This is a genomic window from Acinetobacter legionensis (assembly GCF_057165765.1).
On record NZ_CM169896.1, the window covers coordinates 1041426 to 1068309 of the forward strand.

The window sequence follows — 26884 nt, forward strand, 5'->3', positions numbered from 1 at the left end:
AGAGATTTTCCGGAGTTAAAATGAACGATATTCAGCAACACAATTTTTTAGAATTGGGCAGTATAAGACATATTCAAAGTGAACAAGAAGCATTGGATATTGCCAAGGCAGTAGCAAAACAACTGACAGAATTTGCCCAAGATCCTCAATATAACAAAAGTGTTCCTTATGAACAGGCCCGCCTAATTTCAGAAGCAGGTCTGACAGCGATTATTGTTCCTCAACAATTTGGTGGTTTAGGTGCGAGTATTAGCACATTGGTCAATGTGGTAAAGATCATTTCATCTGCAGATGGTGGTGTGGGACAACTTCTACAAATTCATTTCACCATGTTTCGAGGAATTTTAACGGGTTATGAGGATGATATTCGCGATCAATTATTGCGTGATGTATTGAGTGGTAAACGTTTAGGCAATGCACTCGCAGAAGTGGGCGGAAAAGATAAATTTCAGCATAAGACTCGTGTAGAAAGAAATTCACAAGGGCAGTTAATCTTAAATGGCAGTAAATTTTATTCCACAGGCTCTTTATTGGCTGAGTGGATCTCTTTATTTGCAGGCAGTGATGATGGACCTGTTTCGATCTTGATTCATCGTGATACGCATGGGGTAGAACTGCTTGATGATTGGGATGCAATGGGGCAAAACAATAGTGTCAGTGGTACAGTCAATTTTAAAGACGTTATTGTCGATGAACGCTATGTTGCCAAGCGCAATACTGGTGGTTTAGGGACAGTGCTACGCACAGGTTTAACTTGGCCTCAGATTTTGCATGCAGCTATGGATACAGGTATTGCCAAAGGTGCACTTGAAGGGGGGATTGATTATTTGCAACAGAATGCTCGTCCTTGGGTGGAAAGTGGTGTCGACTCCCCGACACAGGAACCGCATATCATTAAGCAAATTGGCGAGTTTGCAGTTTTGGTCCGTTCAGCAGAAGCACTTTTAGATCGCTCAGCAGCGATTTTTGAGCAGCATTTAACCAATCTGGAAGATGAAGCTTTACAAACTGAATTGATTTTATCTGTGGCTGCCACACGGAGTCAGTCCGACCATGCATCTTTGAAAATTTCCAGTGAAATTTTTGGCTTACTTGGAGCAAGCTCTACTTTGTCAAAATGGAATTTAGATCGTTTCTGGCGTAATGCACGTACGCATACCACACATGATCCGATTCGTTGGCGTTTATATCATGTTGGAAATTATTATTTAAATAATATTCCACCTGGTGAATATAACTCTGTACTTTTAAAGAAACAGGCTGAAAATGTGACCAAATTTAAGTCATAATTTGAGTTCGATAAAAATATGCTATTCGTAAACCTCATCCACAACTGTTTGAGGCAGTACTTAATCGCATATGTTTTGCGATTGATTAAACGAGCTGATGGTGGGCAGTGAGTTTTACGGTGAGAAGCAGCACTCTGCAAGATGCTTTTCTTGCAAAGTTTGGAGTCTCATTTTCCCGGAACAAAAGTAGCGTGAGCCGTTGACTGATTCTGAGGCTAGGTAAGAGCTGGTTAAGAACTTCAGTAAGACGCCATTAAGATAATTGTTATTCATGAGCATAGCAGTTCTTTATGCGTTGAGAATAGTCAGAAGCTTTTGTATAGGGGGATGTCTTAAATTTGAAAGCTGAAAAATAAAAGGTTGTCATTACGACAACCTTTTATTTTTTCGTATTGTTAAGCCACTTGTGCATGAATAGCAATGTCTTGTGCTAGCCATTCACGAACATTAATTTGAGCTGGAATAAACTTCCAGCGATAGAGAAAGTCACTGAGGTCTTGTAAGGCAATAATCGATGTTTCATCAAAATTGGTATTCAGTTTGAGATGTGCATCTGCGCCATAAGCTGCATGAACCCATTGTTCACTGCTATTACATTCTTTAGCCAGATAGCGGTGAGTTTCATCTGCATGCACATGCGCCCATTGTTCAGCTTGTAAAACCGCATCGACAATGGATTGAGCTTGTTGTGGATATTGCGATAGAAAATCTTCATCCACAGTTAGTGTTCGAGGGGTACCATTATTTGAACGTAGGATAGGGTCGGGATGTGAACCAATATCAATAATGGTATGCAGGGCAAAATCATGGGCAATTTGTGCTGCATGTGCGCCTTTTAAAAAGATGGCATCGACATCCCCTTTGATTAAAGCCACAATCTCTGCACTTGCGCTCAGTTTATTACGATTGCTAAAGAAACTCGCATCATTTTCTTCGGTATGATTTTGCTGTTGTGCCACTAATATATCAGCACGCAGACAATCCACCAGTTCCAGATCACTGACCTTAAGATTTACTGTTTTTAATGCATTTTCTAAACCGCGAATGGCTTGAGCACGAGAGAAATCGATGATGGCATCTTGATTCAGTGGGAGCCCAAAGCGTTTACCTTTTAGATCCTCAACCGTCTTAATTTGGGAATCATATCGAGTCAGCAGTAATTGGACTTCATCTGCCCAAGATAAACCGATGACTTTGGTTTTTTGTCCAGAAGCATATGCCCAAATTGCAGGAATACTGCCACCATGCCGAACTGAATTGGCAAGGGTATGGTTAAAATGTGAGTTACGAATCTCTTTTGAGTTCGATTCACGAATTGATTTAATTTCAATTTGTTGCTCAATAAATTTTTCTTTTAGCCAGCCTTTTTGAATCGAGATTCCGAGCCCTGTAGGAACTGGACAGCGTGTATACCAAAGTGTATTCAATGGTTGCGTTTGAAGTGTTGTCATTGTGACATCCTGTTGTGATTTGAATGCTTTAAAGCAATATTGATGCCATTGTTTAACTTGTTGATATTTAAAATATATTTTTAATATCTATTTTTGTGATGTTGATATATCAAATATTGTTGCAATAACAACAGATAACAAGTGCGGATGTTTTAAATCAAACATCTCATCAAACATGTTTTTTAAAAAAATAATATAAAACAGTAGATTAAAATATTTATGCCTTTGAAAAATTTGGCATAGATCTCGCAGTGAGCTATAGATCTTTAGTTGTTGTTTTATTTTTATGTTTAAAAATTATCCACTGCTGCGAAGTTTGGCCTTATATCGTTTTATGCCATTTCGCTTTGTATTGACGGCAACATTATTTGTCCTTGCCAATTTTGGCTTAGCACTACAGCAATATTCAATCGGACATGCGATTGATACGCTAAAACACAGCCAACCTGAACGTTTATTTCAGCATGCTTTTACAGATCCGTTAAATCCGTGGTTTTGGTTTATTCTACTGACGAGTATCGCTTTACTTCGTGCCATTATTCAATATTTAGCGGGTTTAAGTGCCTTGACGATTGGACAGCAATTGTTAAGTATTTTAAGAGAAAGAATCTTTAGCCAGGTCCAGCATTTAGATGTTTCATGGCACTGGAAACACGGATTAGGTGAAGTTTTATCAAGAACCACCCGAGATTCAGATAAATTAAAAGAAGCTTTGATTAATTTTTGGCGACAAGTGTTTGAATCCAGTCTAGTGGTCGCCGCAACAGTCGGATTGTTGTGTTGGTATCATCCTTGGTTGGGGATCGTCCCGCTTATTTTTATTTTTCTAGGCCTAGCAGTGCTGTTTAAACTGACCAATCAGTTGGTGGTGCTGGATCATCAAGTTGCCTATGCCTATGAAAAAGTCAGTGATACTTTGGCTGAAAGCGTCAATGGCATTCGAGTGGTCAAAGCCTTTCAACTTGAGGAAAAGCTCTTACAACGTTTTGATGCTGCGGTTGATAGCTTTATTCGTCATTCTATTCAAACCATTCGCACCAGTGCACAACGCTTACCGATTCCTCAAATGATTATTGCCTGTTCCTACTTATGGGTGATTGGGTTTGGTGGCTACTTAATTGGACAAAATCAATTACAGATTGGGCAATTTGTGGCTGCTGTACTTATGGCAAATTTATTGGTGTTTCGTATTGAAAGTATTGGACAGGTCTTACATATTTTTGCAGATGCACGTTCATCGGCAACTCGAATATGGCAAATGCTAGATGAGAAATCGGCAATTGTAGATGCTGCACATGCTTTGCCACTACAAGGGGATGCTGATGGGGATGAAGGTTTAAATATTCGACTGGAAAATGTCAGTTTTCAGGATCGAAACACAGAAAAGTATATTTTAAAACAGTGTAATGTTGAATTCCGAGCAGGTGAAATCGTCACCATTGTGGGGAAAACTGGAGCGGGTAAAACCACACTGATGAACTTGCTCAATCGTTTTATCGATCCAACCGCAGGGCAGGTCTGGATTGGTTCAGTTCAACGCGGTTGGCTCAATCTTAAAGATCTGAGTTTGGTTAACTTACGTCATATGGTTCAGATTATTCCGCAAGATAATTTCTTTTTCTCAGGAACCTTGGCGGATAACTTAAAAATAGCCAAACAGGATGCGACTGAACAGGAGATGCGAGACGCGTTGCATTTGGCTTCAGCATCTGAACTGTTACAGCGACTCGATGCTGGTCTGGAGACACGAATAGGGGACAAGGGAGTCACCTTATCTGGAGGGCAAAAACAACGGATTGCACTGGCACGGTCAATTTTAAAAAACTCGCCAATCTTGGCGCTTGATGATTCAACCAGTGCTTTAGATTCCACTACAGAAAAACAGGTGTTACAGCGTTTATCAGGCTTGGCTGACAATAAAAATCAGCTCAAAAGAACCATCCTGATCAATTCAAATAAACAGACCACGATTTCTTTATCAGATCGCATTATCGTATTAGATCAGGGACAAATTCTTGCTCAAGGGAGCCACACAGAATTGCTCCAGCATTGCGAATTTTATCGGGAGTTGATGGGATTTCAGAAAGCGCAACAGGAGATTCAAGCATGAATACCACGGTTAAAAATTTCCAACCGCTGACGAAAATCTCTGATCTGCAGATCGAAGAAAACTTAGCAAAAACCGCGCTACATCGCGGAATGTTAAAAAAACTCATTCCTTTGCTTTATCCGATTCGTTATTTAATTCTAGCCATGATCTCAGTAGAGATCTTACAAGTGCTGAGCATCTTTGTACGTCCATGGGCAGTCAAGTACATTTTAGATTCTGGATTTCAGCAAGTGGGTGGGAAACTGGTGTTGTATCAGCCAGTACTTTTTATAGCAATTGCTATTCTGGCATTCAGCTGGGTGTGTCGTTTTGGATTAGCGGGTATATCAAAATACTTGTCTGGAAAAGCGGCTTTAAGTGTCATTAATGATCTAAGACGTTCATTATTTCAACATATTCAAGCTTTAAATATTGGTTATTTTGATCGAACTAAAGCGGGCCGAATTATTTCACGAGCGGATCGTGATGTCGATACTTTAGAACCAGTATTGATACAAGGACCACCTGAACTACTTTCTGCGATTTTACGTTGCGGATTAGCATCTGTGCTTTTGTGGCATATTTATCCCTCATTTTTCTGGTGTTTATTTGCAACTTTGCCGATTTTATTGACAATGACTGCAATATTTAAAAAGTCATCACAACGGCATTGGGGACGGGTTGCCGAAGAACGCAGTCGATTTACTGCACATTTGGTTGAAACGGTAAATGGCGCCAAAATTATTCAGCAATTGAATTATAGTGAAACCAATCAACAGCGCTATCAGCAGCTCTTAAAAGATTTTAATGATTCTATTATTTATGGAAGTAAGCGGACCAGCTGGTTTGCCCCATTTACTGGATTGCTTTCGACAGTGGCAACCGCAGTTTTTATTGTGATTGGAAGTTATGCTTATAGTGAAGGTGTCATCAGTATTGGACAGTTTGCCGAAAGTATTTTTTATGTGTTTTTATTCTTGGCACCTTTACAGGAATTGACCGATTTATTTGAGCGTTATGCCAATGGTGCAGCGTGTGCACAACGGATATTTCTACTTTTAGATACCCAATCTAGCATTCAAGATGCACCACATGCGTTGAAATTAGGGCAACTTAACGGGCATATTCGTTTTCAGTCTGTACATTTTGCTTATATCACCAAAGCTGTTTTACAAAATTTTGATTTAGAGATCGACGCTGGAACGGTGGTTGCGATCGTGGGGCCTACAGGTCATGGTAAAAGCACGATCGTTCAGTTACTGACACGGTTTTATGAGCCTCAGCAGGGTGGGATTTTCTTAGACCGTTATCCGATACAGGATATTCATCTGGACAGTTTAAGACAAAATGTCAGTATTGTTTTACAGGACAATGTCTTGTTTAGCGGCACAATTTTAGACAATTTACGTTTAATTCAACCCGAAGCTACAGATCAACAACTGATTCAGGCGATTGAAGAACTTGGTGCAGATGATATTCTAGGACAGCTTCCTCATGGTTATTTTACTGAAGTTGGAACACTCGGAAAAAATTTAAGTCATGGGCAACGCCAACTTGTTTGTCTCGCACGTGCATATTTGGCTGATCCTAAAATTTTAATTTTAGATGAAGCGACCTCTGCGATTGATATTTATACGGAACAGAAAATCCAATATGCCCTTCGACGCTTATGTAAAAATAGAACCTGTATTGTGATCGCACATCGCTTAAGTACCATTCAAGAAGCAGACAAAATTGTGGTGATTGAGAATGGGGCTGTAGTGGAACAAGGTTCTCATGAACAACTGATTCAACAGCAACAATCTTACTATCAGTTGTATCAATCTTATTTACACAATCAACTTGTATAAGCTTATGCGCCACGAGTAAATCTGTGGTTTTATAAACATTTTTTCGAATCATTGTTTAAATATAAACAATGATTTTTTTATTTTTAATGACAAGTTTTTGATATTCAATAATAAAAATTTTGGCATTGGCTTTGCTATATCGGTGCAGATCGTTAAGGAAGCTTATATGCGTACATATTTTTCTCAATTCATTCTTCATTCTTCTGTTTTTGCGTTCAGTACACTTACCGCCTCAATCACTTTGGCAAATGAACAAAGGCCTGTATCAGAAAAAGAGGATGTCGTGACATTGCAATCAGTTGTTGTAACGGGTTCTCGGCGAGCTATCAATAGTGCTTTAGAGGCTCCTGCTCCAGTAGACATTGTGACAGCCAAAGAACTACAAGAAACAGGGGCAGGTGATCTTGCAGCTGCATTAACACGCTTATCGCCGTCAGTGAGTTTACCAACATCACCTGCGGGTGGTTTCGGTGCATCGGTGCCGCCGAGTATTGCATTGCGAGGTTTATCTGCAGATCAAACCTTAATTTTGATCAATGGTAAACGTCGCCATACAGCGGCTTACTTCACTCGACAAGCGTATGCTGGGGGGAGAGGTGCTGCGGTAACAGATTTAAGCCTAATCCCGATTAGTGCCATTGAACGTATAGAGATTTTACGAGATGGTGCCGCAGCTCAATATGGTTCTGACGCGATCGCGGGCGTGGTTAACATTATATTGAAATCACGTGATCATGGTGGTGGCGTGAGTTATCAAACTGGAGGCTATACACAAGGGGATGGTGAACAGCATAAAATCAATCTTTGGAAAGGCTTTGAATTACCCAATGATGGTGCTTTAACTGTTGCTGTAGATTTAGGAAAGCGTGAAGCTGCAAGTAATACTGCACCAGATACGCGAACATTTTATGATGGTTCAACCCAAGCCCAATATACCGAGCAGAACACACCATTTAGAACTTGGAAATTTGGTTCTCCTGAACAAAAAGACCAAATCAATATCACTGCGAATTTAGATTTACCTTTAACTGATGAAATTGCCTTGTATGGTTTTAGTAGTTATGGGCATCGTAAGACCATCGGGGAAAATTTTTATGAACCTCCAACCACCAAAACAGTACTGAATCAATCCAGTTATTTTAAGCAACGTTATCCTGATGGACGCTCACCTTTGAGTTTAGTCAGTGTGGATGATTTTGCGACCACGTTTGGGGTTAAACAAGGCAACCAGACTTCAGGAAAATATGACCTGTATGCCACTTATGGACAAAACAAAGTCAGCACTGAACAAGGCAATGGCATTAACCCAAGTTATGGTGCAGATTCACCTTCTCATTATGATTTAGGGGAAAACATTTTTGCCCAACTCAATACAGGACTGGACTATAGTCGTGATTTTGCAATTGATGGTTTAGCCAGTCCATTGACTGTTTCGACGGGAGCGCTATACCGTTGGGAACAATATAAACAAAATGCAGGCGACCCCATTGCTTATACCCGTGGACCCTATTTTAATCCAAGTACGGCTTTAGGTACGGGTATCCCAGGTATATACGCGGGTATTACAGATCAAGACCAACGCAAAATTAGTCGAGATGTGTACGGCGTTTATTTGGATCTCGAAACCGATATTGTAAAAGATTTAAATGTTGGTGCTGCTATTCGAACAGAAAAATATTCAGACTTTGGTTCGACAACCAACGGCAAACTCTTTGCCAAATATGATATCTCTCCGCAGTTGACCCTTCGTGGATCTGTCAATACAGGTTATCGCGCACCGTCATTAGCCCAGCAAGGATACTCCGCTTATAGTGTACAAACGGTGCAAACTCCGACAGGTTGGCAAGATGTACAGCAAAGGACTTTAGTTGCGGGAAGTGACGCTGCTTTACTGATCGGTGGAACTTCACTTAAGCCTGAGAAATCGACCAATTATTCTTTAGGTTTGGTACTCAAACCATTTATCAATACTTCTGCAACTTTAGATCTTTATCAAATCGATATTCGAAATCGTATTTTACTTTCTGACAATATTACTGGTAGCGTGATCAATAATGCTTTTGCAAATACACCGTATGCAAATATAGCCAATGTGGCGTTTTTTAATAATTTATTAGATACACAAACGCGTGGTTTGGAGTTCGCGTTAAAACATGATCTTGATCTTGAACAATATGGCAAGTTAAAGCTGAATTTAGGCTTGGCTTATCATAAAAATAAAATCACTGACAGCCGAGACTCAATCACTGCAAAAGGTGAGCGAATTCCAGTCTCCAGTATTGCTGGTCGAAATACCCAAAGCCTAATTGAATCTACAGCGCCAAAAACCAAATTAGCATTGGGGGCACTTTGGTCAAATCAAGCGTGGAGTATCAATGCCGCAGTCCGTCGTTATGATAAATGGACTACTTTAAATAATACCAATACTTCATTGGATCAGACCTTTGATCCGCAATGGATTGCTGATTTGGACTTTGGCTACAAAGCAGATGCGTGGGTAAAAGGGCTAAAATTCAATCTGGGCGCAAATAATTTATTTAACAGTTACCCAGACAAAGCCAAAGACTCATCTGTAGGGAACATCGTCAAATACAGTTTTAATGCGCCAGAAGGTGCCTTTGGAACGTATTTATATGGCCGTGTAAGTTACGACTTTTAAATTAAAAAATAAATTTTTTAAAACAGTTTTTAAATAGGTTTCAAGATCATGAAAATGCAAAATACGTTTATATCTAATGTGGTTAAATCCGTTTTTGTCGCAAGCATACTAACGTCTGCTGGAATGGCAAATGCCCAGCAAGCCCCTCAGCCTGAAGATCGTTATGGGGATGGACGTGTTTCAGCATTTTATACATGGAAAGCTGCGATTCCAGAACAAGCTGGAAAACTCTTAAAGACAGAGGACATCAGCAACCCTTATATCCGTTTGGACAATGATAGTACGGCCATTCGTATTTTATATAGTTCAACAAGTGGACGGGATAGTAAGACCCCCATTGTGGTTTCTGGGACAGTACATCTTCCTAAAGGTACGCCACCGAAAGAAGGTTGGCCTGTTGTGTTATGGGCACATGGTACGGTTGGTCTAGCCGATGCCTGCGCACCTTCTTGGAATGGACGATCTTATCGAGATGTACAATATTTAAACCGATGGTTAAAAGAAGGATTCGCTGTAGTAGCAACTGACTATGAAGGACTTGGTGTGGCTGGCCCGCACTTGCTGATCAATAATCCAATGCTTGCTTATAGTATTTTAGACAGCGGTCGAGCTGCGCTTAAAACGAAATTACCTCTAGCAAATCGTTTTGTTATTGTGGGGCAATCTCAAGGTGGGGCGGGGGCTGTTTCAGCTTCAGCTTATTCAGCAACCTATGCACCAGAGTTAAATATTAAAGGATCTATTGGCACAGGGGTGATTTATCAGGACCCAGAGGCAACAGCTGAAAAGAATCAGTTAAAGTTAAATCCTTATGAAGTCAGTCCATCCTTAGCATATGGTATTTATAGTTTTTTAGTGACGCAAAGCTTATTTCCTGAAATCAAAACTGAAGATATTTTTACCGCTGAAGCAGTGCCTTTGGTGGAACAAGCAAGAAATGCCTGTTTGACCAGTTTTATGGGAGATATTCAAACAGCAGGACTTTCACCTGCGCAAGCCTATAAGGCGAATCCACCATCGATCTATAAAAAATTACAGGAAAAACAATCCAATGATTATGGTTATTACCCGACCTTAAAAATCAATCATCCATTATTTATTGGCACTGGGGCAAATGATCGTACACCAGATGCACGTAATCAAATGAAGTTGGTGGCGGATGCATGTAAGGCAGGTACAGTCGTTGAAGGGCATTTGTATCATGGATTGGGACATAGTGAGACAGTGAATGCTTCCCTACAAGATTCTGTTCCATTTGCCAAAAAGGTCATTGCAGGGGAGAGGATTCAGTCCATTTGCAAACCAGATTTACAATAGAAAATCAGAAGAAAATAACCATCCCTCATAATGATGCTCATGGTTATGACAAGACCTTAAATTAGCAAGCAATAAAAACCGCTCATTCAATCCGATTAAATGAGCGGTTTTTATTTAGCTTGAGGACTTAGGCAATCTGTTTGTTTCGCTTGGCCGCCTCAGCTCGTACCGCAGGAATAATATAACGACCATAGTCCACAGTATCGTAAATTGGATCATAACCACGATTTAAAAAGGTGGTGACGCCCAGATCTACATAATCAAGTAATGCGGCAATAATCGTATCAGGCGTTCCGACAAGGGCGGTGGTATCACCATAGGCCCCAACTGCGCTTGCAGTTGGCATCCATAAGGCTCGGTCATGGCGATCACCTTGTTGTGCTGCTGCCAGTAACCGTTGTGAACCTACGCCTTTAATTTTATGTCCCGAAAGTGAGCCATTATTTTGGAAGGTTGGATTTTGCTGAATATCAGCTAAAATTTGTTGTGCTCGTTGCCATGCGAGTTGTTCTGTTGGCCCAATAATAAGACGTACTGATAAACTGACCTGCGGCTGGGGTTTATTGGCTGCTTCTGCTGCCTTTTTAAGTTTATTTATCTGCTCTTTCACGCCCGCTAAGGGCTCACCCCAAAGCGAATAAAGATCTGCATGACGCACTGCGATATCGTAGGCAATATCCGAAGAACCACCGAATGAAATCGGAATAGAAGTTCCATTGACCGGTTTTAAAGGGCAGAAAGCATTTTCCAGTTTAAAGTATTTGCCTTCATAGTGAATCGGTTGCTCACTTTTCCAAAGCTTTTGGATGATATCTAGATATTCACCCGTGCGTTCATAACGTTGAATTTTATCAACAATATCATCACCTTCTTGCGGTTCAGCGGTAATTCCCGTAATGGCATGTAAACGAATGCGTCCTCCGCCAGTGGTATGGTCCAGTGTGGCAAAGGAACGTGCAGCCAGATTAGGCGTCATCAGCGCAGGGCGATGTGCAATCATAAATCCAAGTCGTTCAGTCTGTTGTGCCAGATAAGCTGCGATTTGGGTACTATCAGGGCTACTTGGTCCATTGGCGATTAAAACTTTATCAAAACCTGCATATTCATGTGCACGAGCATGATAGCGTAAATATTCGAGATCAATTTTATGACCAACTCGGGTCCCTTTGGTTTCAGACCATTGATTTGGAAAAACCATACCCACAAACTCTATGCTCATCATTTAACCTATACTATAAATTTTAAATAAAAGAGCAAAATAGATGCCAAATAGAGAGGAGAGATAAAATATATAATTTTTTCAAAAATATTTTTGTAAGCTGTTTATATATGATCAATTGATAGACATATTGTTTAAAAAGCAACATTGCATAAAAATAGAAATATATTGATTATAAATGGATAATAAAAAACGTCTATAAAATCATTCAATATATAAATTTAGGATTAAATATCTGTAATTATTATTTATCAGCTTTGTAATAGAATTGTACTATTCTATTTTAATATCCTCCTCAGCTATTTAAAGGGTTAATTATGAAATCCTATTTGGATAATGATTATAAAGTAATTACCTTGCCTGATAATGGTGTGCCAATTAAGCCAATAAGAGCAAAAGCGATTATATTTTCTGATCAAAACTCTCGTAAGCTATTAAGCCAAGTTGAAACCATTGCACCAAGTTCTGCCAGTGTGATCATCCAAGGTGAATCAGGTACAGGTAAAGAATTAATCGCACGTGAAATTCATTTGAAAAGTGATCGCCAAAATAAGCCGTTTCTTGCTGTCAATTGTGGTGCTTTAGTTGAAACACTTGCAGAATCTGAATTGTTTGGTTATGAAGCAGGCGCATTTACGGGTGCGCATAAGACACGCCCTGGTATTTTTGAAACAGCCGACGGCGGAACTTTATTCTTGGATGAAGTGGGTGAGTTGCCGTTGTCTTTGCAAGTAAAACTGTTACGTGTATTGCAAGAAAAGGAAGTTGTTCGGGTCGGTGGACGTAAACCGATCCCGATTAATGTACGCATCTTGTCTGGTACACATGTTGATTTGCGTAAAGCTGTCGCGGAAAATAAATTCCGTTTAGATTTATACTATCGCCTAAATGTGGTTGTGCTAAATATTTTACCATTGCGAGAGCGTAAGGGTGACATTTTGCCTTTGGTGGATTTTTTCTTAAACTCCTATTCGCAAAAGATGATTACGCCGAAACCCAACATCAGTGATCGCGCCAGAAATGCGCTACTCAACTATAGTTGGCCGGGGAATATCCGTGAGCTTGAAAATAATATCCATTATGCACTGCTCATCAGTGGTGGCAAAACCATTGATATTGAACATTTAAGGTTTTCAGAGGAGGGTGGCTCAAGCGTTTTACCAGATAATGATTTGATTCAAGAGTTTGAGGATGTACTCAAGCGTTTATTTCAAGAATATGAGGGTGAAGCATGGCACATCATTGAAGATAAAATCGTCAATACCGCTTTTTCAAGTTGCTGGAATAATCAGGTTAAGACTGCAAAAATGTTAGGACTGTCGCGCAATGTTTTACGTAATTTGTTATCAAGATATAATTTATTACCAAATAAAAATGAAATTGTTTAATTGGGCTGTGCAATAGAAACATCCATTTTACCCATGGATGTTTTATTTTGGGCTGGTCATTTTTGTGATCCATAAACCCAGTTCAAACAAAAGCCACATTGGTACTGCCAGTGCAAGCATGCTAAAAATATCAGGGGGTGTAATAAACATTGCGATAAAGAAAAACAAAACAATGATGTGTTTACGGTAATGTTCCAATTGTTGAATAGAAAGAATACCAATAAAAATAAGAATGTAGGTCAGTACAGGGATTTGAAAGGCGATACCAAAAGCCAGAAAAAGCTTGAGACAGAAATCAAGATAGCTGTTGATATCAGTCATCGGTAAAACATTATCTGGTGAAGCTAAGACAAAGAAGTTTAACGCCAAAGGCAGAATCAAATAATAGGCAAATAAGATGCCAAGATAAAATAAACAGATGCTGGAGAGCACAAGCGCCATGCCAAATTTTCTTTCACTTTGATATAGAGCAGGTGCAATAAAGCGCCAGAATTGATAAAGAATAAAGGGAATCGCCAATAAAATTGCAAAATAAATATTGAGTTTAAAGGGCGCTAAAAATGTACTCATCACATCTGTAGCTATCATGGTTGAATTTTTAGGCAATCGGGATATTAAGGGTTGAGCCAAAAAATGATAATTGTGTTGTGCAAGGGGCAATAATAGTAAAAAAATAGTTAAGACTGTAGCAATGCTATAGATCAAACGCTTTCTAAGCTCTTTTAAATGTTCGCTATATTTCATTTCAGTGAGTGTTTCACTGAGTATTTGTTCGGTCATGCAGCTTGATCCTCACGCAAGATATTGGATGATGTTGTGTAAATTAAAAAGGGTACTTTTAATTCACGCGCAGAGATTTGATAAACATAATCATGTGTGGGATAAGGGGGCGCTTGATGTGCTATAGCAACAGCGCTATGTACACTTTGGATTTCGTGTTGCATTTGTGCAAGCTGCTGTTTGAGCAGCTCTTCGTTTTGTTTTATTTTGAGCAGCTCTTCTTGCATGATCCTTTTTAGTTCAAGCAATTCCAGTTCATTTTCTAACTCTAACTGGATTTTGTTAAGATTATTTTTAAGGGCTCTATATTTAAGTAATCCCACCCTTAATGTTTGAGGGAGCTTTTCAGGTCCCAATATAATCAGTGCAATAACAGCAAAAGCCAAGAGTTCACCAAAACTGATATTGAACATAATGATTTAGTACTCACCGGTTAGTGTTTTTTTCTTTATTTAAATCGAGATGATGGATTTCTTTAGGCTGATTTGTTTCAGACAGTTTTTGATCATCAGAATGAACCGAGTCTTTAAAATCTTTAATTGCACCACCTAAATCCTTACCTAAGTTTTTAAGTTTTGATGTACCAAATAATAAAATAACGATCACGGCAAATAATAATATATGCCAAATTGATAAACCCATTTCATATTTCCTTAATAATTTAAAACTTGTTGATATAAATATCATGCTTGAATATATTTTCTAAATAATATTTATATCGATGAATATTCGATTTCATTATGCGCTATGGTCCAGCATATTGAGTGCTTGATTACGATAGTTAAATAATAATTCGCTGTCTTTATGTCTTGGATGGATCAAAGGAACTTGAATGATTTCTTTAATTTTTCCTGGTCGAGCAGACATTACGATCACGCGATCACCCAGATAAACTGCTTCTTCTATATCATGTGTAACTAGAATCATGGTGATCTTTTGATCTTGCCAAATACGTTGTAATTCAGTTTGCAGATGGCTACGTGTAATTGCATCTAAAGCACCAAAGGGTTCATCTAAAAGTAAAATATCAGGCTGATTAACCAAGCCTCGTGCAATCGCTACCCGCTGCGCCATACCCCCCGATAGCTCATGTGGATAAGCATTTTCAAAACCTTTTAAACCCACCATTGTAAGATGTTCTGCCACACGGGCATTTTTTTCGGCACGGCTTAAGTCGGTTTCTTCGAGCGCTAAATGAATATTTTCGGAAACACTGAGCCAAGGCAATAGACGGTGCTCCTGAAAAATTAAACCTCGTTTTAAATCTGTCCCTTGTATTGGTGTTTGATTCAGTAAAATCTCACCTTGATAGTCTTTATCTAATCCTGCAATTAAGCGCAACAAGGTCGATTTACCACAGCCACTGCTTCCGACAATAGAAATAAATTCTCCTTGTTGAATATCGAGATGAATACCATCTAATACGGTGAAAGTGTGTTGGTCTCGATAAAATGATTTATTGAGTTTTTTAATCGAGAGTAAGGAAAAGCTCATATCAATATCCTGAGAAGATGGGTGATTCAGTTAAACACGCCATTGCAGTAGTCGTTTAGAAATCAAGTGAATGCAAAGCGTCATGCCAATACCGCTGAGGGTGACCGTGATTGCACACACCAACAAAATATCCATTTCGGCATTGATTTCAGCTTTCATCATTAAATTGCCTAAGCCTGCACCAGCATTGAATAACAGCTCACTGGCAGTTGTGGTAATCCATGTAAAAGGCACCGCTAAATTCAACCCCGTTAAAATATATGGGAGAGCTTGAGGGAAACGGATTTTTTTAAATTCCTGCCAAAAAGATAATTTGTAAATACGAGCGACTTCACTGTATTTCTGATCATAATGACTTAGCCCTTGAAAGCTGTTAATCACCATCGGGAAAAAAGAAGCAAGCGCAATAATAAAGATTTTTGCCTGCTCACCATTGCCAAACCACAGTGCAATCAATGGGGTTAAACCAAGTAAGGGTACTTGGCGAATGCTATTAAATAATGGTGAAACCAAGGCATTTAAAATTTTTGAATAGGCAAGTAAGGCACCGAGTAGTAGCCCTGTTGTCGAGCCAAGTAAAAACCCCAGTCCAGCTTTTTTAAGACTTCCCCATGTGTTTAACCATAATTCACCTGTTTCAAGCAGCTGAATAAAAGCAAAATACACCTTCTGTAAAGGCACAAATGCATAGGCATGACTGGCGCCTAAACTTGAATTGTATTGCCATAAAGCCAGTAAAAGGAGCGGGAGCAGCAGACCTTTGATCAAGATCAGTGGTTGCGCAAAAGCACTTTTTAAGTTCAGTGGATGCTGTGACATTATTTCCCCCTTGAACTCAATGCAGGTGATACAAGATATTGTTCGAGCTGACGTAAAGTTTTATCTAAAGCAAAACCAATGATTCCTGTAATAAAAACTCCGACCATGACAACGTCTAAACGTAACATTTGTCGTCCGAGCTCCATCATTTGACCAATGCCAGTGCCTGCAGCAAGTAATTCAACGGCCACCAAAATCAACCAAGCACGACCTAGAGCAATCCGCAGTCCACCGATTAATGGTGGGAGGATGCAAGGGATGATGATGTATCTCAACCATGCTGGAGTTTTTAGTTTGTAGATATGGCCCAATTCAATATATTTTTTAGGAATATTTCTAACAGCATCCGCTGTTGTGAGTGCGATTGGAAAAAAACAGGCTTTAATAATCAGTAAAATTTTAAATAGTTCACCAATGCCAAAAACCAAAATAAAAATAGGAATAAGCACAAAGATTGGAATTTGATAAAGGATATTGAACAAAATATAAGTGTAATTTCGGAAAGAGCTGAGAGATGCATAGGCAATGCCAAACAAAATCGCACAGGTGGCCGCAATTGAAAAACCCATCAGCAGTCGAGAAAGGCTATCTTTTAAATGCAGTTGGAGTTCACCACTTTGCAACAAGGCAAGAAATGTCTGCCATACCGTTATAGGTGGTACTAAAATTTGGGTTGGAAAAATCTGTAAATAGCTAATCAATTGCCAAACCAGTAACGCCAAGATGGGTGAAAGGAATGAGAGCAAGCGATAGACCTGCTCAGAAGACAATCGCCTCCATAATGGTGCTTTGATCGCCACGATTTTTTTTTCGATAAGCGGATTTACGAGGATTTTCATAACCTAGTTTCCTTGCTTATGTTGAATATCAAGTGGTTTTAAATTTTGAATGGCTTGACTGGTAAACTGAGCATTGAGCAACTCTTCAGCTTTGATTGGCGTTTGAATCAATTGGTTTTTTACAGCATGGTCGATGACTTTTGCATAATGCTGTTTAAGAAAATCCACTTGGTACTCAGGTGACCAATCTTGTTGCCAGTTACTGCTGGTATTTTGACTTTCGCGTTGAATCACACTTAGAGGCTGACCAAATTTGGTTTGGCTTTGTTGGAATTCATCTTGATGCTGTGAAATCCACTGCATTGCCCGTACTGTCGCATCAGCAAGCAGTTGGGTTGTGTCTGGATGTTGATCCAGATAAGTCTTGCGTCCCCATAGTTCAGCACGCATTTTCCAGTCAGCGGGTAGACTTTGCGATGACCAAATAATTTTGCCAAGATGGCGATCTTGTAAAGTGAGCGCATCACTTAAGGTAAAAAATGCATCGACGCTTTTAGCGGATAAAGCAGCAGCTCCCGCCTGTGGATTGAGATTGATGATTTGAAAATCTTTAAGCTTTAAACCTTTGCTCTGTATCAATTGAGCAAAATTAATTTCCCAAGGACGACCACGATGTAAGGCAATCTTTTTACCTTTGAGGTCCTCAATGGTTTTGATGGGTGAATCCGCTGGAACCACCAAATAAACATTATTACCGACTCCGCCAGGGACGACAATTTGTGTTCTAACACCAGTGGCATTGAGTACTACCGCAGGAAGATTGCCATAAAAAGCAAAATCAATTTTATTGTTGATAAAGCTTTCATTGACTAAGGTGGCCACAGCCGCAGTGGTTACAGGTTCCCACTTTAATTCAATATTTTTCTGCTTTAATGCTTTTAGAAAAATGGGGTCCTGTGCAATAAGTTGTGGTACACCAATAAAGTCCAGACCGCCAGAAGTTCCATTGGCCACAACCGCAATACGAAGCTGTTGTGGACTGGTTTTACTTTGGTTTGGATCTTCGGTTTTTTGTACGCCACAAGCAACCAATCCTAAAAGACTAAAACTTAAAAAAAGACCAGAAAAAATACGCATATCATCATAAAAATCTAGAAATATAAGGGGGATAGAGCAAGAACCAAGCCAAAATAATTATTTTATATAAATCAGTTTGTTATGTTTTTATGATTGGTGCTATTTGAATGGATTAAACAGGTTATGTTGTGAAACCGACAGTATTGGATGGATAAGTGTTGAAATTTCAACACCATGTTTAGCTGGGTTTTTATAATATTTAGATAAAACAACAATATAGATGAATTCAATATTGCATAAAAAACGGCATGGTTTCTGCTCATGAGTTGTATCACTCACGATAGCGTGTAAAACCTTTAAATTATTGAGAAGTATTATGTCTGTTGAATTTTTATGGAGAATCCCTGTACATGGGGATGGTCGTCGAGCACATCAGTTACATACACGAGGTGAATGGAACCAGTTGGGCCCAGCAGTACAATCCCCTCAACGTGTGGCACCTCAACATCAAGATGAATTGTTTGCCTACTATGATTATGTACAACAGGTAGCAAAAGCCGCAGATATCGTGGGTTTTCACGGCGCATTGATTCCTGCTTTTCCACATACTGAAGAACCGTGGGTGCTGGCATCGGCATTGGCAAGAGAAACCAAAAGACTCCGACTATTGATTGCGATTCAACCTTGGTTTATTCATCCTGCATACGCAAGCCAAATGGCAGCAAGTTTGCAACGTCTCAGTCAGGGACGGGTCGAATGGAACGTGATTTCAGGTGGCGGTGGGGCACAGCAACGTGCCTATGGTGATTTTATTGAACATGATCAGCGCTATGCGCGAACCAATGAATTTTTAGAGTTTGTAAAAGGGTATTCGCATCAGGCACCTTTTGACTATGATGGAAAGTTTTTCCATGTTGAACAAGGTGGTTTGAAATACCCAATGAATCAATATGACGTTCCTCGTTTGTGGTTAGCGGGAGCAAGTCCAGCGGCACTGCAAGTTGCAGGTCAGCATGCCGATATCCATTTAACTTGGGGTGAACCCGTTGAAGAGCAAAAAAAAGTGATTGAACAGGCGCGAACCTTTCTTGCACAAAATACCCCAGACCATAAGGTAAAGTTTGGTATGCGTATTGATATTTTGGCACGCCCCACACAGGAACAAGCATTTCAAGAGCTTAAACAGATGTATGAAACCATTGCTGTTGATGGCAATGCATTTGAACGTAAAGATACTGAGTCGGTTGGTGCAAAACGTCAGCAGGCTTTAGCACAAGGCAATCGTTTTGAAGACTTATTTGTCAGTCCAAATGTTTGGGCTGGTATGTCAAATGTAAGGGGTGGGCCAAACTGTATTTTAGTGGGGAGCTATGAACAAGTGGCACAGCGCTTACAAGAATATATCGACATTGGTGTTGGGCATTTTATTCTCGCCAGTAACCCACATTTGGAAGAAGCATATCGGGTTGCTGAAGAAGTCTTACCCTTGGTTGGATATAAATTAAAATAATAAGTTTAGATCCCTTTGAGATATCAGAGGGATCTTGTTGTTTCAACAGCATAGAACTGTCTTAAAACCAACAGCTTTGCTGAAAAGTCAAAGAGCGTTTTTAATTAAATTTATAAAAATTAGTAGCTTATATTGTTGGCATGACTTGTGCAATTTTCAATACAGTATTTTATTTTTTAGTTTAAATTGCCATGAGTGAACGAATATTTAATCCCCATCAGCGGGCGTTGCTATTTGGGCAATATGCATCTGCTTCAACTGCAACTGGCATATCAGACCCATTTACACGACATCATTTGGATGTGAGTCAATCACCTCCAGCAAAATTGAATAAATTGTGGATCGCGATCATTGCGGTTGCTGCAGCACATTTGGGTATTTGGTATATCGCAAAACAATTACCGACACCAGCTTTGGACATTGCAAAGCCAGAACCCGTGGTGATTGAAATTGTCAAACCAGTGGAACCACCTAAAGTCATTGAACCTAAAATTCCACCAGTGACGCAAAAACCCAAAATTCCGCCTGTGGTCGAAAAACCAAAACCGATTGCGAAACCTATTGAACAGCCGAAACCTGTTCAAAAAACTGTGGAGCAAGCCAAACCGATTGTAAAACCCATTGCGCAAGACACAGTTCAAAAAACTGAGGAACCTGTTGTAAGCAAAAAACTGAGCGCTGAACCTGCTCCAAAAACAGCAGAACCAGTGAAGCCTGCTGATGACAATTTACCTGTGACAGAAGCCAAGGGGTATGCAGGTTATCTAAGCAACCCTGCAGCAGAGTACCCTGAACAGGCCTTAGAACGTGGTTGGGAAGGCTCGGTGATTTTAAGGGTCAAAGTATTGCCAAACGGTAGCCCAGATAGCGTAACGGTTAAACAAAGTAGCGGCAAAAAACTTTTAGACAGCGCGGCTGTAAGAACAGTAAAGCAATGGAAATTTTCACCGGCCTTAAAAGGTAAAACACCTGTCGAAGGTTGGGTTGATGTTCCAATTCATTATCAATTACCGAAATAAACTATTTTAAATTAAGAGGATATCTACATGACAGACATAAATTCATTAATCCATGACGGCACAATCTGGTTATTGGTTGCTTTCTCCATCGTCACATGGGTGTTGATCGTGGTTAAAGTGGTACAGACACAGAAAGCCAGCAAGCAAAGTAAGGTTTTTGTCGAAGCCTTTTGGAAAGCCAAAAATTTGCCTGAGGCAGTGACTCAATCACAACAAGGTGAAGGCCCTACAGCCCGTGTTGCAAATGCCGGTTTTCAAACCTTGATTGAGGCAGATGAAAAGACTCATCAAGATTTGCAAAACAGTTGGAGTCGTCAGGATTTATTAGAGCGTCATTTACGCAAGCAAATTTTAACTGAACGTCGTCAATTGGAAAAAGGTTCTGCATTATTGGCTTCGATTGGTAATAACGCACCGTTCATTGGACTATTTGGAACCGTGTTTGGGATTATTCATGCTTTACAGGCCATTGCACATTCAGGTAATGCAAGTATGGATGTGGTTGCAGGGCCAATTGGTGAGGCCTTGATTGCTACAGGTATTGGTATTGCTGTGGCGGTACCCGCTGTGTTGGCTTACAACTATTTCATACGTAAAGTTAAAACCATCGGTGCAGACCTCGATGATTTTGCTACTGATTTTGTCAGTTTAAATCAAAAAGCGGGTTTTCAATTACCTGTCGCTAAGCCAAAAAATACCACTGGAAATACTGTAGTCAATCATGATGCATCCAGTAAAGAAGTCAAAGAAAAAGGAGTGTTTGCATAATGGCCGTTTCAACCTCCCAAGAAGATGATGTGGTGAGTGAAATTAACATTACGCCATTGGTTGATGTAATGCTGGTTTTACTCATCGTGTTTATCGTTACAGCACCCCTGTTAACCAATACCGTGAAAGTAAATTTACCCAAGGCTGCACCGACGCAGTCAACGGATCAGAATAAAGCGGTTGTCATTAGTGTTAATCCGCAAGGAGAAATCTTCCTTGACAAGGATAAAGTAACTTTGGCAAGTTTTGAAAAAGAGATTCAGTCACGTAAAAACAGTAACCCTAAATTGGCTTTGAATTTAAATGCCGATGAGACCATTCCTTATGGAACAGTTGCAAAATTACTTGCCAGTATTGAGCGAGTAGGGGTAGAAAAATTATCCGTGATTACCGTACCCAAGTAGTCTTTGGATGCTGAATGAAATAGCTGCTACGGCAGCTTTTTTAGTGCCTAAAGATATGAGTAGTTAAAATAAAAACAGCGTTCAAATTTTGTTGCTTTGTATAAGCATGATTTATATAAGCCTGATTTTTATAAACTGAATATGTACAAAATGAATGTGTTATTCACGATTTTGATCAGCAACATTAAGGTCGTTGTGTTGGGTAGCAATAGTCGGGATGCATCATCAGAGCCCCATACTCGATTGACTTTTCGTCCTTGAAAAGTCACAAGATCGCTGACTACAGCAGATGCTTGCTGGTGTTAAGGCTCTGCAAATTTTATTTTAGGCTTGATCGGTCCATAATTTCTCAAAACGCCACGTTGGGAAAATAGTGTGTTCTGCCGCTAATCCTCCGATCTGTTTCGATGCAGCATCTATGCTATGGCTAAAACCCCAAATCAGCATTCCACCGCGTTCATGTTGAATTTTTTGTGCCTGAGCCAAATACACTTTACGCTTGGCTAAATCGGGTTCAGCCAGTGCTTTATAAAACAGCTCACTATATTCTGGGTCTTTAAAGTTGACACGATTGGTTGTTGAAATTGGCGCATCATTCACTACAGCAGTGGATAAATAGGGTGTACCCACGTTGGTTGCATTACTGGAGAATTGCCATTTACTTCGATCAGGTCCATTAAAGGTAGCTAAATCAACTTGTTTGACCCGAATACTGACATTGGCTTTCTTTGCTTGTTCTGCAAATATTAGGGCAGGTTGGGCGTTGCCAACGGGGGTAATCAGTTCAACGCTTAAGCCATCTTTAAAGCCCGCTTGAGCCAATAAATTCTTGGCTTCCGTAATGTCTTGTTGACGTTGTGGCAAATTTAGAAATGCTGGATCCTGTGGAGAATATAGATCATTGGCGATGCGTCCCTGACCGTTTAAACCCCGTTGTATCAGCTCTTGACGGTCGGCGATTAAACGAAATGCTTGGCGGACTTTGGGATCATTAAATGGTGCCTGTTGAGTATTAAAGTCAAAACTATTGTGGGTATTGGTTTGAGAACGAACCGTTTGAATATGTTTTGCTTGCTCTAAAATTTTAATGTATTCAGGTGAAATCGCATTTGCAAGATCAATTTGTCCTGCCAATAATGCATTTAGTCGAGAAACTTGATCTTTAAAGTCAATGACTTCAAAACGATCTGCATAAGGCCGATCTGCTTTAAAATAGTTTTCAAACCGAGTAAAGACTGAACGTTGACCGGGGATAAATTCTATGACTTTATAAGGACCTGCGCCCACAGGGTTATGAATGGGATCAAAATCAGTGGGGACAATACCACCAAAATTGACCCAAGTTTCAGGCAGCGCAACAAAGCCAGCAATTGAACTAATAAAAGGGATGCGTACCGTATATTGATCTAATTTTTGGATACGATCACGATCAATCCATTGCACAAGATTCCGAAAAGGTGAGGCAAGCTTTGGATCTGTTAATCGTTGCAATGAAAAAATGACATCATCTGCGCTGACGGTTTTACCATGATGAAACTCTAAACCTTTACGCAGTCGTATGGTCCATTCGCTGGCATTATGATTAGGTTCTGCAAATTCAGCCAAAGCAAGACGAGGAAGCATGTTTTCGTCCCATTCCCAGAGCTTATTATAAATCGCAAATCCACGGGTAATCCCACTTCCTGAAGCTGAAAGGTGAGGGTCAAGGCTACCTGATTGTTGTCCCCCAATCAGCCCTAATCGAATTGTTCCACCATGCTTAGGGGTACTGGAAAGTGAACTTTGGGAGTTAGCGCTAGGTTGTGGAGATTGTCCACAAGCAGATAAACCACTGATTAAAGAAACGCCACCGAGCGCAGTTAGACTTTGGGTTAAAAATTTTCGACGTGAGAGTAACAAGGTTTCATGTGTCATTAAAAATACTCAGTTAGAACTTATCCAGAGGAGATTGCACAATGAATGCCAATTCTTTTTTATATTTTTCTAATATTTATCAATTAATTATAAGCGTTGTGTTTTTTGTCACTGTTGCTTTTTCAGCATTTCTGTTGAAAAAATAAACATGCATAAAAGTTGTATATCAATGAAGATTATTTAAAAGTAATAAAAATCAATGTTTTATATTTGAGTTTTGCCTATTTAAAGATTGGCATAGGCTTTGCGTAACGCAGTGTAAATTTATTTTACTGAGTGTGATATGAAACAGAACTTTCAATTAAAGCCACTGGTGATTGCGCTAGGGCTATTTGGGGCAATCTTTCCATGCGCTATTTTTGCTGAAGAAACCTCAGAGCAAGCCAAGGATTCTGATGGTGATGTAATTACCTTAGCTGATGTTGTGGTGACAGGAGCAAATAAAAAAACCACCATTCTCCCCAAGCGTAAAGTCACTTCGATTTATGGGACGGATAGTTCTGTATTAGATACCCCACGTGTCGTTTCACAAGTATCAGAACAACAGTTTCGTGAAGATGTTATTCGTAGTGCAGATGATTTGGTTAAGTATGCTCCAAGTATAACCAGAGGAGGTGGGCAAAATGCCAATTTCGCGCCACAGATACGAGGGCAAAACTCTGAAGTTTTTCAAGATAGCCAACGAATATACAGTACCCGACATCCGACCAATTTAAATGCCTATGAAGCTGCTGATATTGTTGCAGGACCAACAGGGGTAATTTTTGCACCGACGTCAGGTTCAGGGGGATATATTAATTATCTCACCAAAAAACCGAATTTTAATAAAGCACAAACCACGATTTCGGGATCAGTGGGTTCAATTTATGCACGGCAAGGTGCTGAGCCTAATTTCTCAGTCAGTATTGATCATACTGCACCTATTTCTAAAGAATTGGCATTTCGTGTCAGTGCAACAGCACAACGAACAGATGACTATTATGACAATGTAAAAAATAATTTTAATGCATTTTATGGTGCTTTGGCTTGGCGTCCAGATGACAGTCTACGGGTTGACTGGAATATCAGTTATGACGATTATTCAGATTTTAATGTGACGCATGGTTGGAACAGAGCGACACAACAATCCGTTGATCAAGGGCTTTACTATAAAGGCAGAGCGACCCCGATTATTCAAAACGGTTCAAACTTTTGGTCTCCAGTCTTTGAGTCTGGTGCAGCTCACTCTAAAGTGATTGGTTGGCAAACTCGGCAGAAGAATGACAAAAATCAATATATTGCTGTAGGTCCAGTACAGACTTCTCCTTTGCCAAGTTCCACTGCTGATCAAGCGGGTACAATTCGAGGCTGGGTCTATGATCCATCAATCGCAGGCAATGGCTTAGTCAAATTAGATGATGATGTTTCTGGTCGGAGCGAAGATAAAAACAGTGCAAAGCGCTTTAGCACACAATTTAAACTGGTCAAAGATATCAATGAAAATTGGTCTGTGGCCAATAGTACGCTATATCAAAAGAGTCGTGATTTGGGTGATTCTGTTGGGAGTTTCTTTACCGATTTGGACCATGAATTATTGGATAACCGCTTAGAGTTTTTAGGCGATCATGACTTTGAGCTATTGGGTGTCAAAATCAACAATAAAAGCAGTACAGGTGGCGCTTATCGGCATGAGAAATTTACCTCTCTCGCAGCAAACAATAGTTTTAATATCAATCCTTATGATTTAACCAATGATCCATCACAGAAAAACCCTGGAGATTTATTGGGGTTGGTCAATCATGGCGGTTCGACTGGAAGCTGGATTGGGCAGGCTGGTGTTCCACAGTATTCGCAGTATTTTGGCTATTTAAATCTACCTCGAATGTACCCTGTGGGTCATGGCTTATATGCTGAAAAAGGCGGTTTTCCTCCCAATGGAGGTGGTGCAGTTTATACAGGAACAGGCTTTTGGGACACTTACAGCGTATTTACACAGCAAAATTTTACCTTTAATGATGTTTTTGGGATTAATCTGGGAATTAACCACAGTTCTATAAAAGCCAAATTAGAGAATCCACTGGTTTTAGTCCCTACAGATGTCCGCTCAGATTCCAATAAATATAGTTTGCTCAGCTATCAAGCCAGTACCTTTATTAAACCTACTGAAAAAAGTACTCTATATTTTACTTATGATAAAAGTACAGCATTGAATACAGGTGTATTTGGTCCATTTTTAATTTGGGGCGCTGGAAATCAGCTAAATCCTTTGGCTTTTGACAGCCAAAGTGAATTAAAAGAAGTGGGAGTGAAATACGAGCCGATCACTGATCAACTTCTGTTAACGCTCAGTGGTTTTGAACAGAAGCGCGATTTATCACCTGATACCAATGGTAATATGGCGCGTTTTGAAATCAAAGGCCTTGAATCGTCATTACGTTGGCAGCTACAAAAAAATATCGCGATCGGGGCAAACTTAACCTATCTCAATGCTGAATATTCTTCCATTATTCCGGCTGGTTTTTCACCTTTTGGTTTCCATGCAGACAATGCGACGGTATGGGGCGATAGCAATGCTTTAAACCAACGCAAAGCAGGACGTTATGATGCAGCAGGCATTCCTAAATATTCTGCAAGTGCTTATGTGGACTATCAGCACCAGTCAGGTTTTGGACTAAACTTATCGGGCTGGTGGACAAGTAACTGGTATACCAATCTAAGTCAGACCGTAAAGGTACCCAATAATTATAATTTAGATTTGGGACTTTATTATCGTCAACCGCAGTGGACAGTAGGCTTAAATATTCTTAATTTGACCAATGAACGTAATTTCGTAAATGGTTTAGCTGGTGCAAATAGCGAGTTTTTACAGCCAATGCGTCCATTGACGGTACAAGGACAATTTAGCTATAAATTCTAAATTAAACAGATTTTTATTTTTGATTGCATTAGCCATACTTTTGTATGGCTTTTTTATAAATTTATTCTTAGTAGATATCATTAAAAATAAAAAACAGCAAAATGTTGAAATAACAACAATACGACAATTAAAAATGTCTATCTATCAGCAAAAATAAATATT

At 39.7% G+C, this 26884-nt stretch carries 21 protein-coding genes; 11 read left to right on the forward strand and 10 right to left on the reverse strand.

Annotation, left to right across the window (positions count from 1 at the left end; all coding sequences use genetic code 11):
- Positions 1-20 precede the first annotated feature (20 nt).
- Positions 21-1289, forward strand: a complete 1269-nt coding sequence (locus AC2G3J_RS04820; RefSeq protein WP_336951897.1) for an acyl-CoA dehydrogenase family protein — start codon at positions 21-23, stop codon at positions 1287-1289.
- A gap of 395 nt (positions 1290-1684) precedes the next feature.
- Here AC2G3J_RS04820 and AC2G3J_RS04825 read toward each other — a convergent pair whose 3' ends face one another.
- Positions 1685-2740: an ABC transporter substrate-binding protein gene (locus tag AC2G3J_RS04825; protein WP_105713533.1), complete on the reverse strand. Its 1056-nt coding sequence runs from the start codon at positions 2738-2740 to the stop codon at positions 1685-1687.
- 286 nt (positions 2741-3026) lie between these two features.
- On the opposite strand from AC2G3J_RS04825, the gene AC2G3J_RS04830 reads away from it, so the two are divergent.
- The 4 genes from AC2G3J_RS04830 to AC2G3J_RS04845 all read left to right on the forward strand — a co-directional run bounded on the left by AC2G3J_RS04830 (position 3027) and on the right by AC2G3J_RS04845 (position 10655).
- Positions 3027-4850 carry an ABC transporter ATP-binding protein gene (locus tag AC2G3J_RS04830; RefSeq protein WP_483770738.1) on the forward strand — a complete coding sequence of 608 codons (1824 nt, stop codon included), beginning with the start codon at positions 3027-3029 and terminating at the stop codon, positions 4848-4850.
- A complete protein-coding gene (locus tag AC2G3J_RS04835; protein WP_483770739.1) occupies positions 4847-6679 on the forward strand; it encodes an ABC transporter ATP-binding protein in 1833 nt (610 codons plus the stop codon). The genes AC2G3J_RS04830 and AC2G3J_RS04835 overlap by 4 nt, the downstream gene beginning before the upstream one ends.
- A 166-nt stretch (positions 6680-6845) precedes the next feature.
- Entirely contained in the window at positions 6846-9338 is a 2493-nt protein-coding gene (locus AC2G3J_RS04840) for a TonB-dependent receptor plug domain-containing protein (RefSeq protein ID WP_483770740.1), read from the forward strand.
- 54 nt (positions 9339-9392) lie between these two features.
- Complete coding sequence (locus AC2G3J_RS04845) at positions 9393-10655, forward strand: lipase family protein (RefSeq protein ID WP_483771062.1); 1263 nt, start codon at positions 9393-9395, stop codon at positions 10653-10655.
- Between the two features lie 127 nt (positions 10656-10782).
- Here AC2G3J_RS04845 and AC2G3J_RS04850 read toward each other — a convergent pair whose 3' ends face one another.
- Positions 10783-11874: an LLM class flavin-dependent oxidoreductase gene (locus AC2G3J_RS04850; protein WP_483770741.1), complete on the reverse strand. Its 1092-nt coding sequence runs from the start codon at positions 11872-11874 to the stop codon at positions 10783-10785.
- A 317-nt stretch (positions 11875-12191) separates the two neighbouring features.
- On the opposite strand from AC2G3J_RS04850, the gene AC2G3J_RS04855 reads away from it, so the two are divergent.
- The gene (locus tag AC2G3J_RS04855; RefSeq protein ID WP_419327117.1) at positions 12192-13262 is read left to right on the forward strand and encodes a sigma-54 interaction domain-containing protein; all 1071 of its coding nucleotides are present in this window, start codon (positions 12192-12194) and stop codon (positions 13260-13262) included.
- Between the two features lie 42 nt (positions 13263-13304).
- Here the strand turns inward: AC2G3J_RS04855 and tatC are convergent, their stop codons facing one another.
- The 7 genes from tatC to AC2G3J_RS04890 form a co-directional block, all read right to left on the reverse strand.
- A complete protein-coding gene (tatC, locus tag AC2G3J_RS04860) occupies positions 13305-14042 on the reverse strand; it encodes a twin-arginine translocase subunit TatC (RefSeq protein WP_483770742.1) in 738 nt (245 codons plus the stop codon).
- Positions 14039-14455 carry a Sec-independent protein translocase protein TatB gene (gene tatB, locus AC2G3J_RS04865; RefSeq protein ID WP_004823389.1) on the reverse strand — a complete coding sequence of 139 codons (417 nt, stop codon included), beginning with the start codon at positions 14453-14455 and terminating at the stop codon, positions 14039-14041. Before tatB ends, tatC begins: the two co-directional genes overlap by 4 nt.
- A gap of 13 nt (positions 14456-14468) precedes the next feature.
- Complete coding sequence (locus AC2G3J_RS04870) at positions 14469-14684, reverse strand: Sec-independent protein translocase subunit TatA (protein ID WP_004823388.1); 216 nt, start codon at positions 14682-14684, stop codon at positions 14469-14471.
- Between the two features lie 96 nt (positions 14685-14780).
- Entirely contained in the window at positions 14781-15536 is a 756-nt protein-coding gene (locus AC2G3J_RS04875) for an ABC transporter ATP-binding protein (RefSeq protein ID WP_336951890.1), read from the reverse strand.
- Positions 15537-15566: 30 nt separating this feature from the next.
- Complete coding sequence (locus AC2G3J_RS04880; protein ID WP_004717492.1) at positions 15567-16355, reverse strand: ABC transporter permease; 789 nt, start codon at positions 16353-16355, stop codon at positions 15567-15569.
- The gene (locus AC2G3J_RS04885; protein ID WP_483770743.1) at positions 16355-17194 is read right to left on the reverse strand and encodes an ABC transporter permease; all 840 of its coding nucleotides are present in this window, start codon (positions 17192-17194) and stop codon (positions 16355-16357) included. Before AC2G3J_RS04885 ends, AC2G3J_RS04880 begins: the two co-directional genes overlap by 1 nt.
- A 3-nt stretch (positions 17195-17197) precedes the next feature.
- Positions 17198-18271 carry an ABC transporter substrate-binding protein gene (locus AC2G3J_RS04890; RefSeq protein ID WP_483770744.1) on the reverse strand — a complete coding sequence of 358 codons (1074 nt, stop codon included), beginning with the start codon at positions 18269-18271 and terminating at the stop codon, positions 17198-17200.
- Positions 18272-18587: 316 nt separating this feature from the next.
- On the opposite strand from AC2G3J_RS04890, the gene AC2G3J_RS04895 reads away from it, so the two are divergent.
- From AC2G3J_RS04895 to AC2G3J_RS04910, 4 genes are all read left to right on the forward strand, one after another.
- Positions 18588-19721 carry an LLM class flavin-dependent oxidoreductase gene (locus AC2G3J_RS04895; RefSeq protein WP_419359770.1) on the forward strand — a complete coding sequence of 378 codons (1134 nt, stop codon included), beginning with the start codon at positions 18588-18590 and terminating at the stop codon, positions 19719-19721.
- Positions 19722-19912: 191 nt separating this feature from the next.
- Positions 19913-20740: an energy transducer TonB gene (locus AC2G3J_RS04900; RefSeq protein WP_224964047.1), complete on the forward strand. Its 828-nt coding sequence runs from the start codon at positions 19913-19915 to the stop codon at positions 20738-20740.
- Positions 20741-20767: 27 nt separating this feature from the next.
- Positions 20768-21508: a MotA/TolQ/ExbB proton channel family protein gene (locus tag AC2G3J_RS04905; RefSeq protein ID WP_096734860.1), complete on the forward strand. Its 741-nt coding sequence runs from the start codon at positions 20768-20770 to the stop codon at positions 21506-21508.
- Positions 21508-21912 carry an ExbD/TolR family protein gene (locus tag AC2G3J_RS04910; RefSeq protein WP_004717481.1) on the forward strand — a complete coding sequence of 135 codons (405 nt, stop codon included), beginning with the start codon at positions 21508-21510 and terminating at the stop codon, positions 21910-21912. Before AC2G3J_RS04905 ends, AC2G3J_RS04910 begins: the two co-directional genes overlap by 1 nt.
- Positions 21913-22236: 324 nt before the next feature.
- On the opposite strand, the gene AC2G3J_RS04915 is transcribed toward AC2G3J_RS04910, so the two are convergent.
- Positions 22237-23826: an ABC transporter substrate-binding protein gene (locus AC2G3J_RS04915; protein WP_483770745.1), complete on the reverse strand. Its 1590-nt coding sequence runs from the start codon at positions 23824-23826 to the stop codon at positions 22237-22239.
- A gap of 283 nt (positions 23827-24109) precedes the next feature.
- Between AC2G3J_RS04915 and AC2G3J_RS04920 the strand changes: the two genes are divergently transcribed.
- Entirely contained in the window at positions 24110-26722 is a 2613-nt protein-coding gene (locus AC2G3J_RS04920; protein WP_483770746.1) for a TonB-dependent receptor, read from the forward strand.
- Positions 26723-26884: the final 162 nt, after the last annotated feature.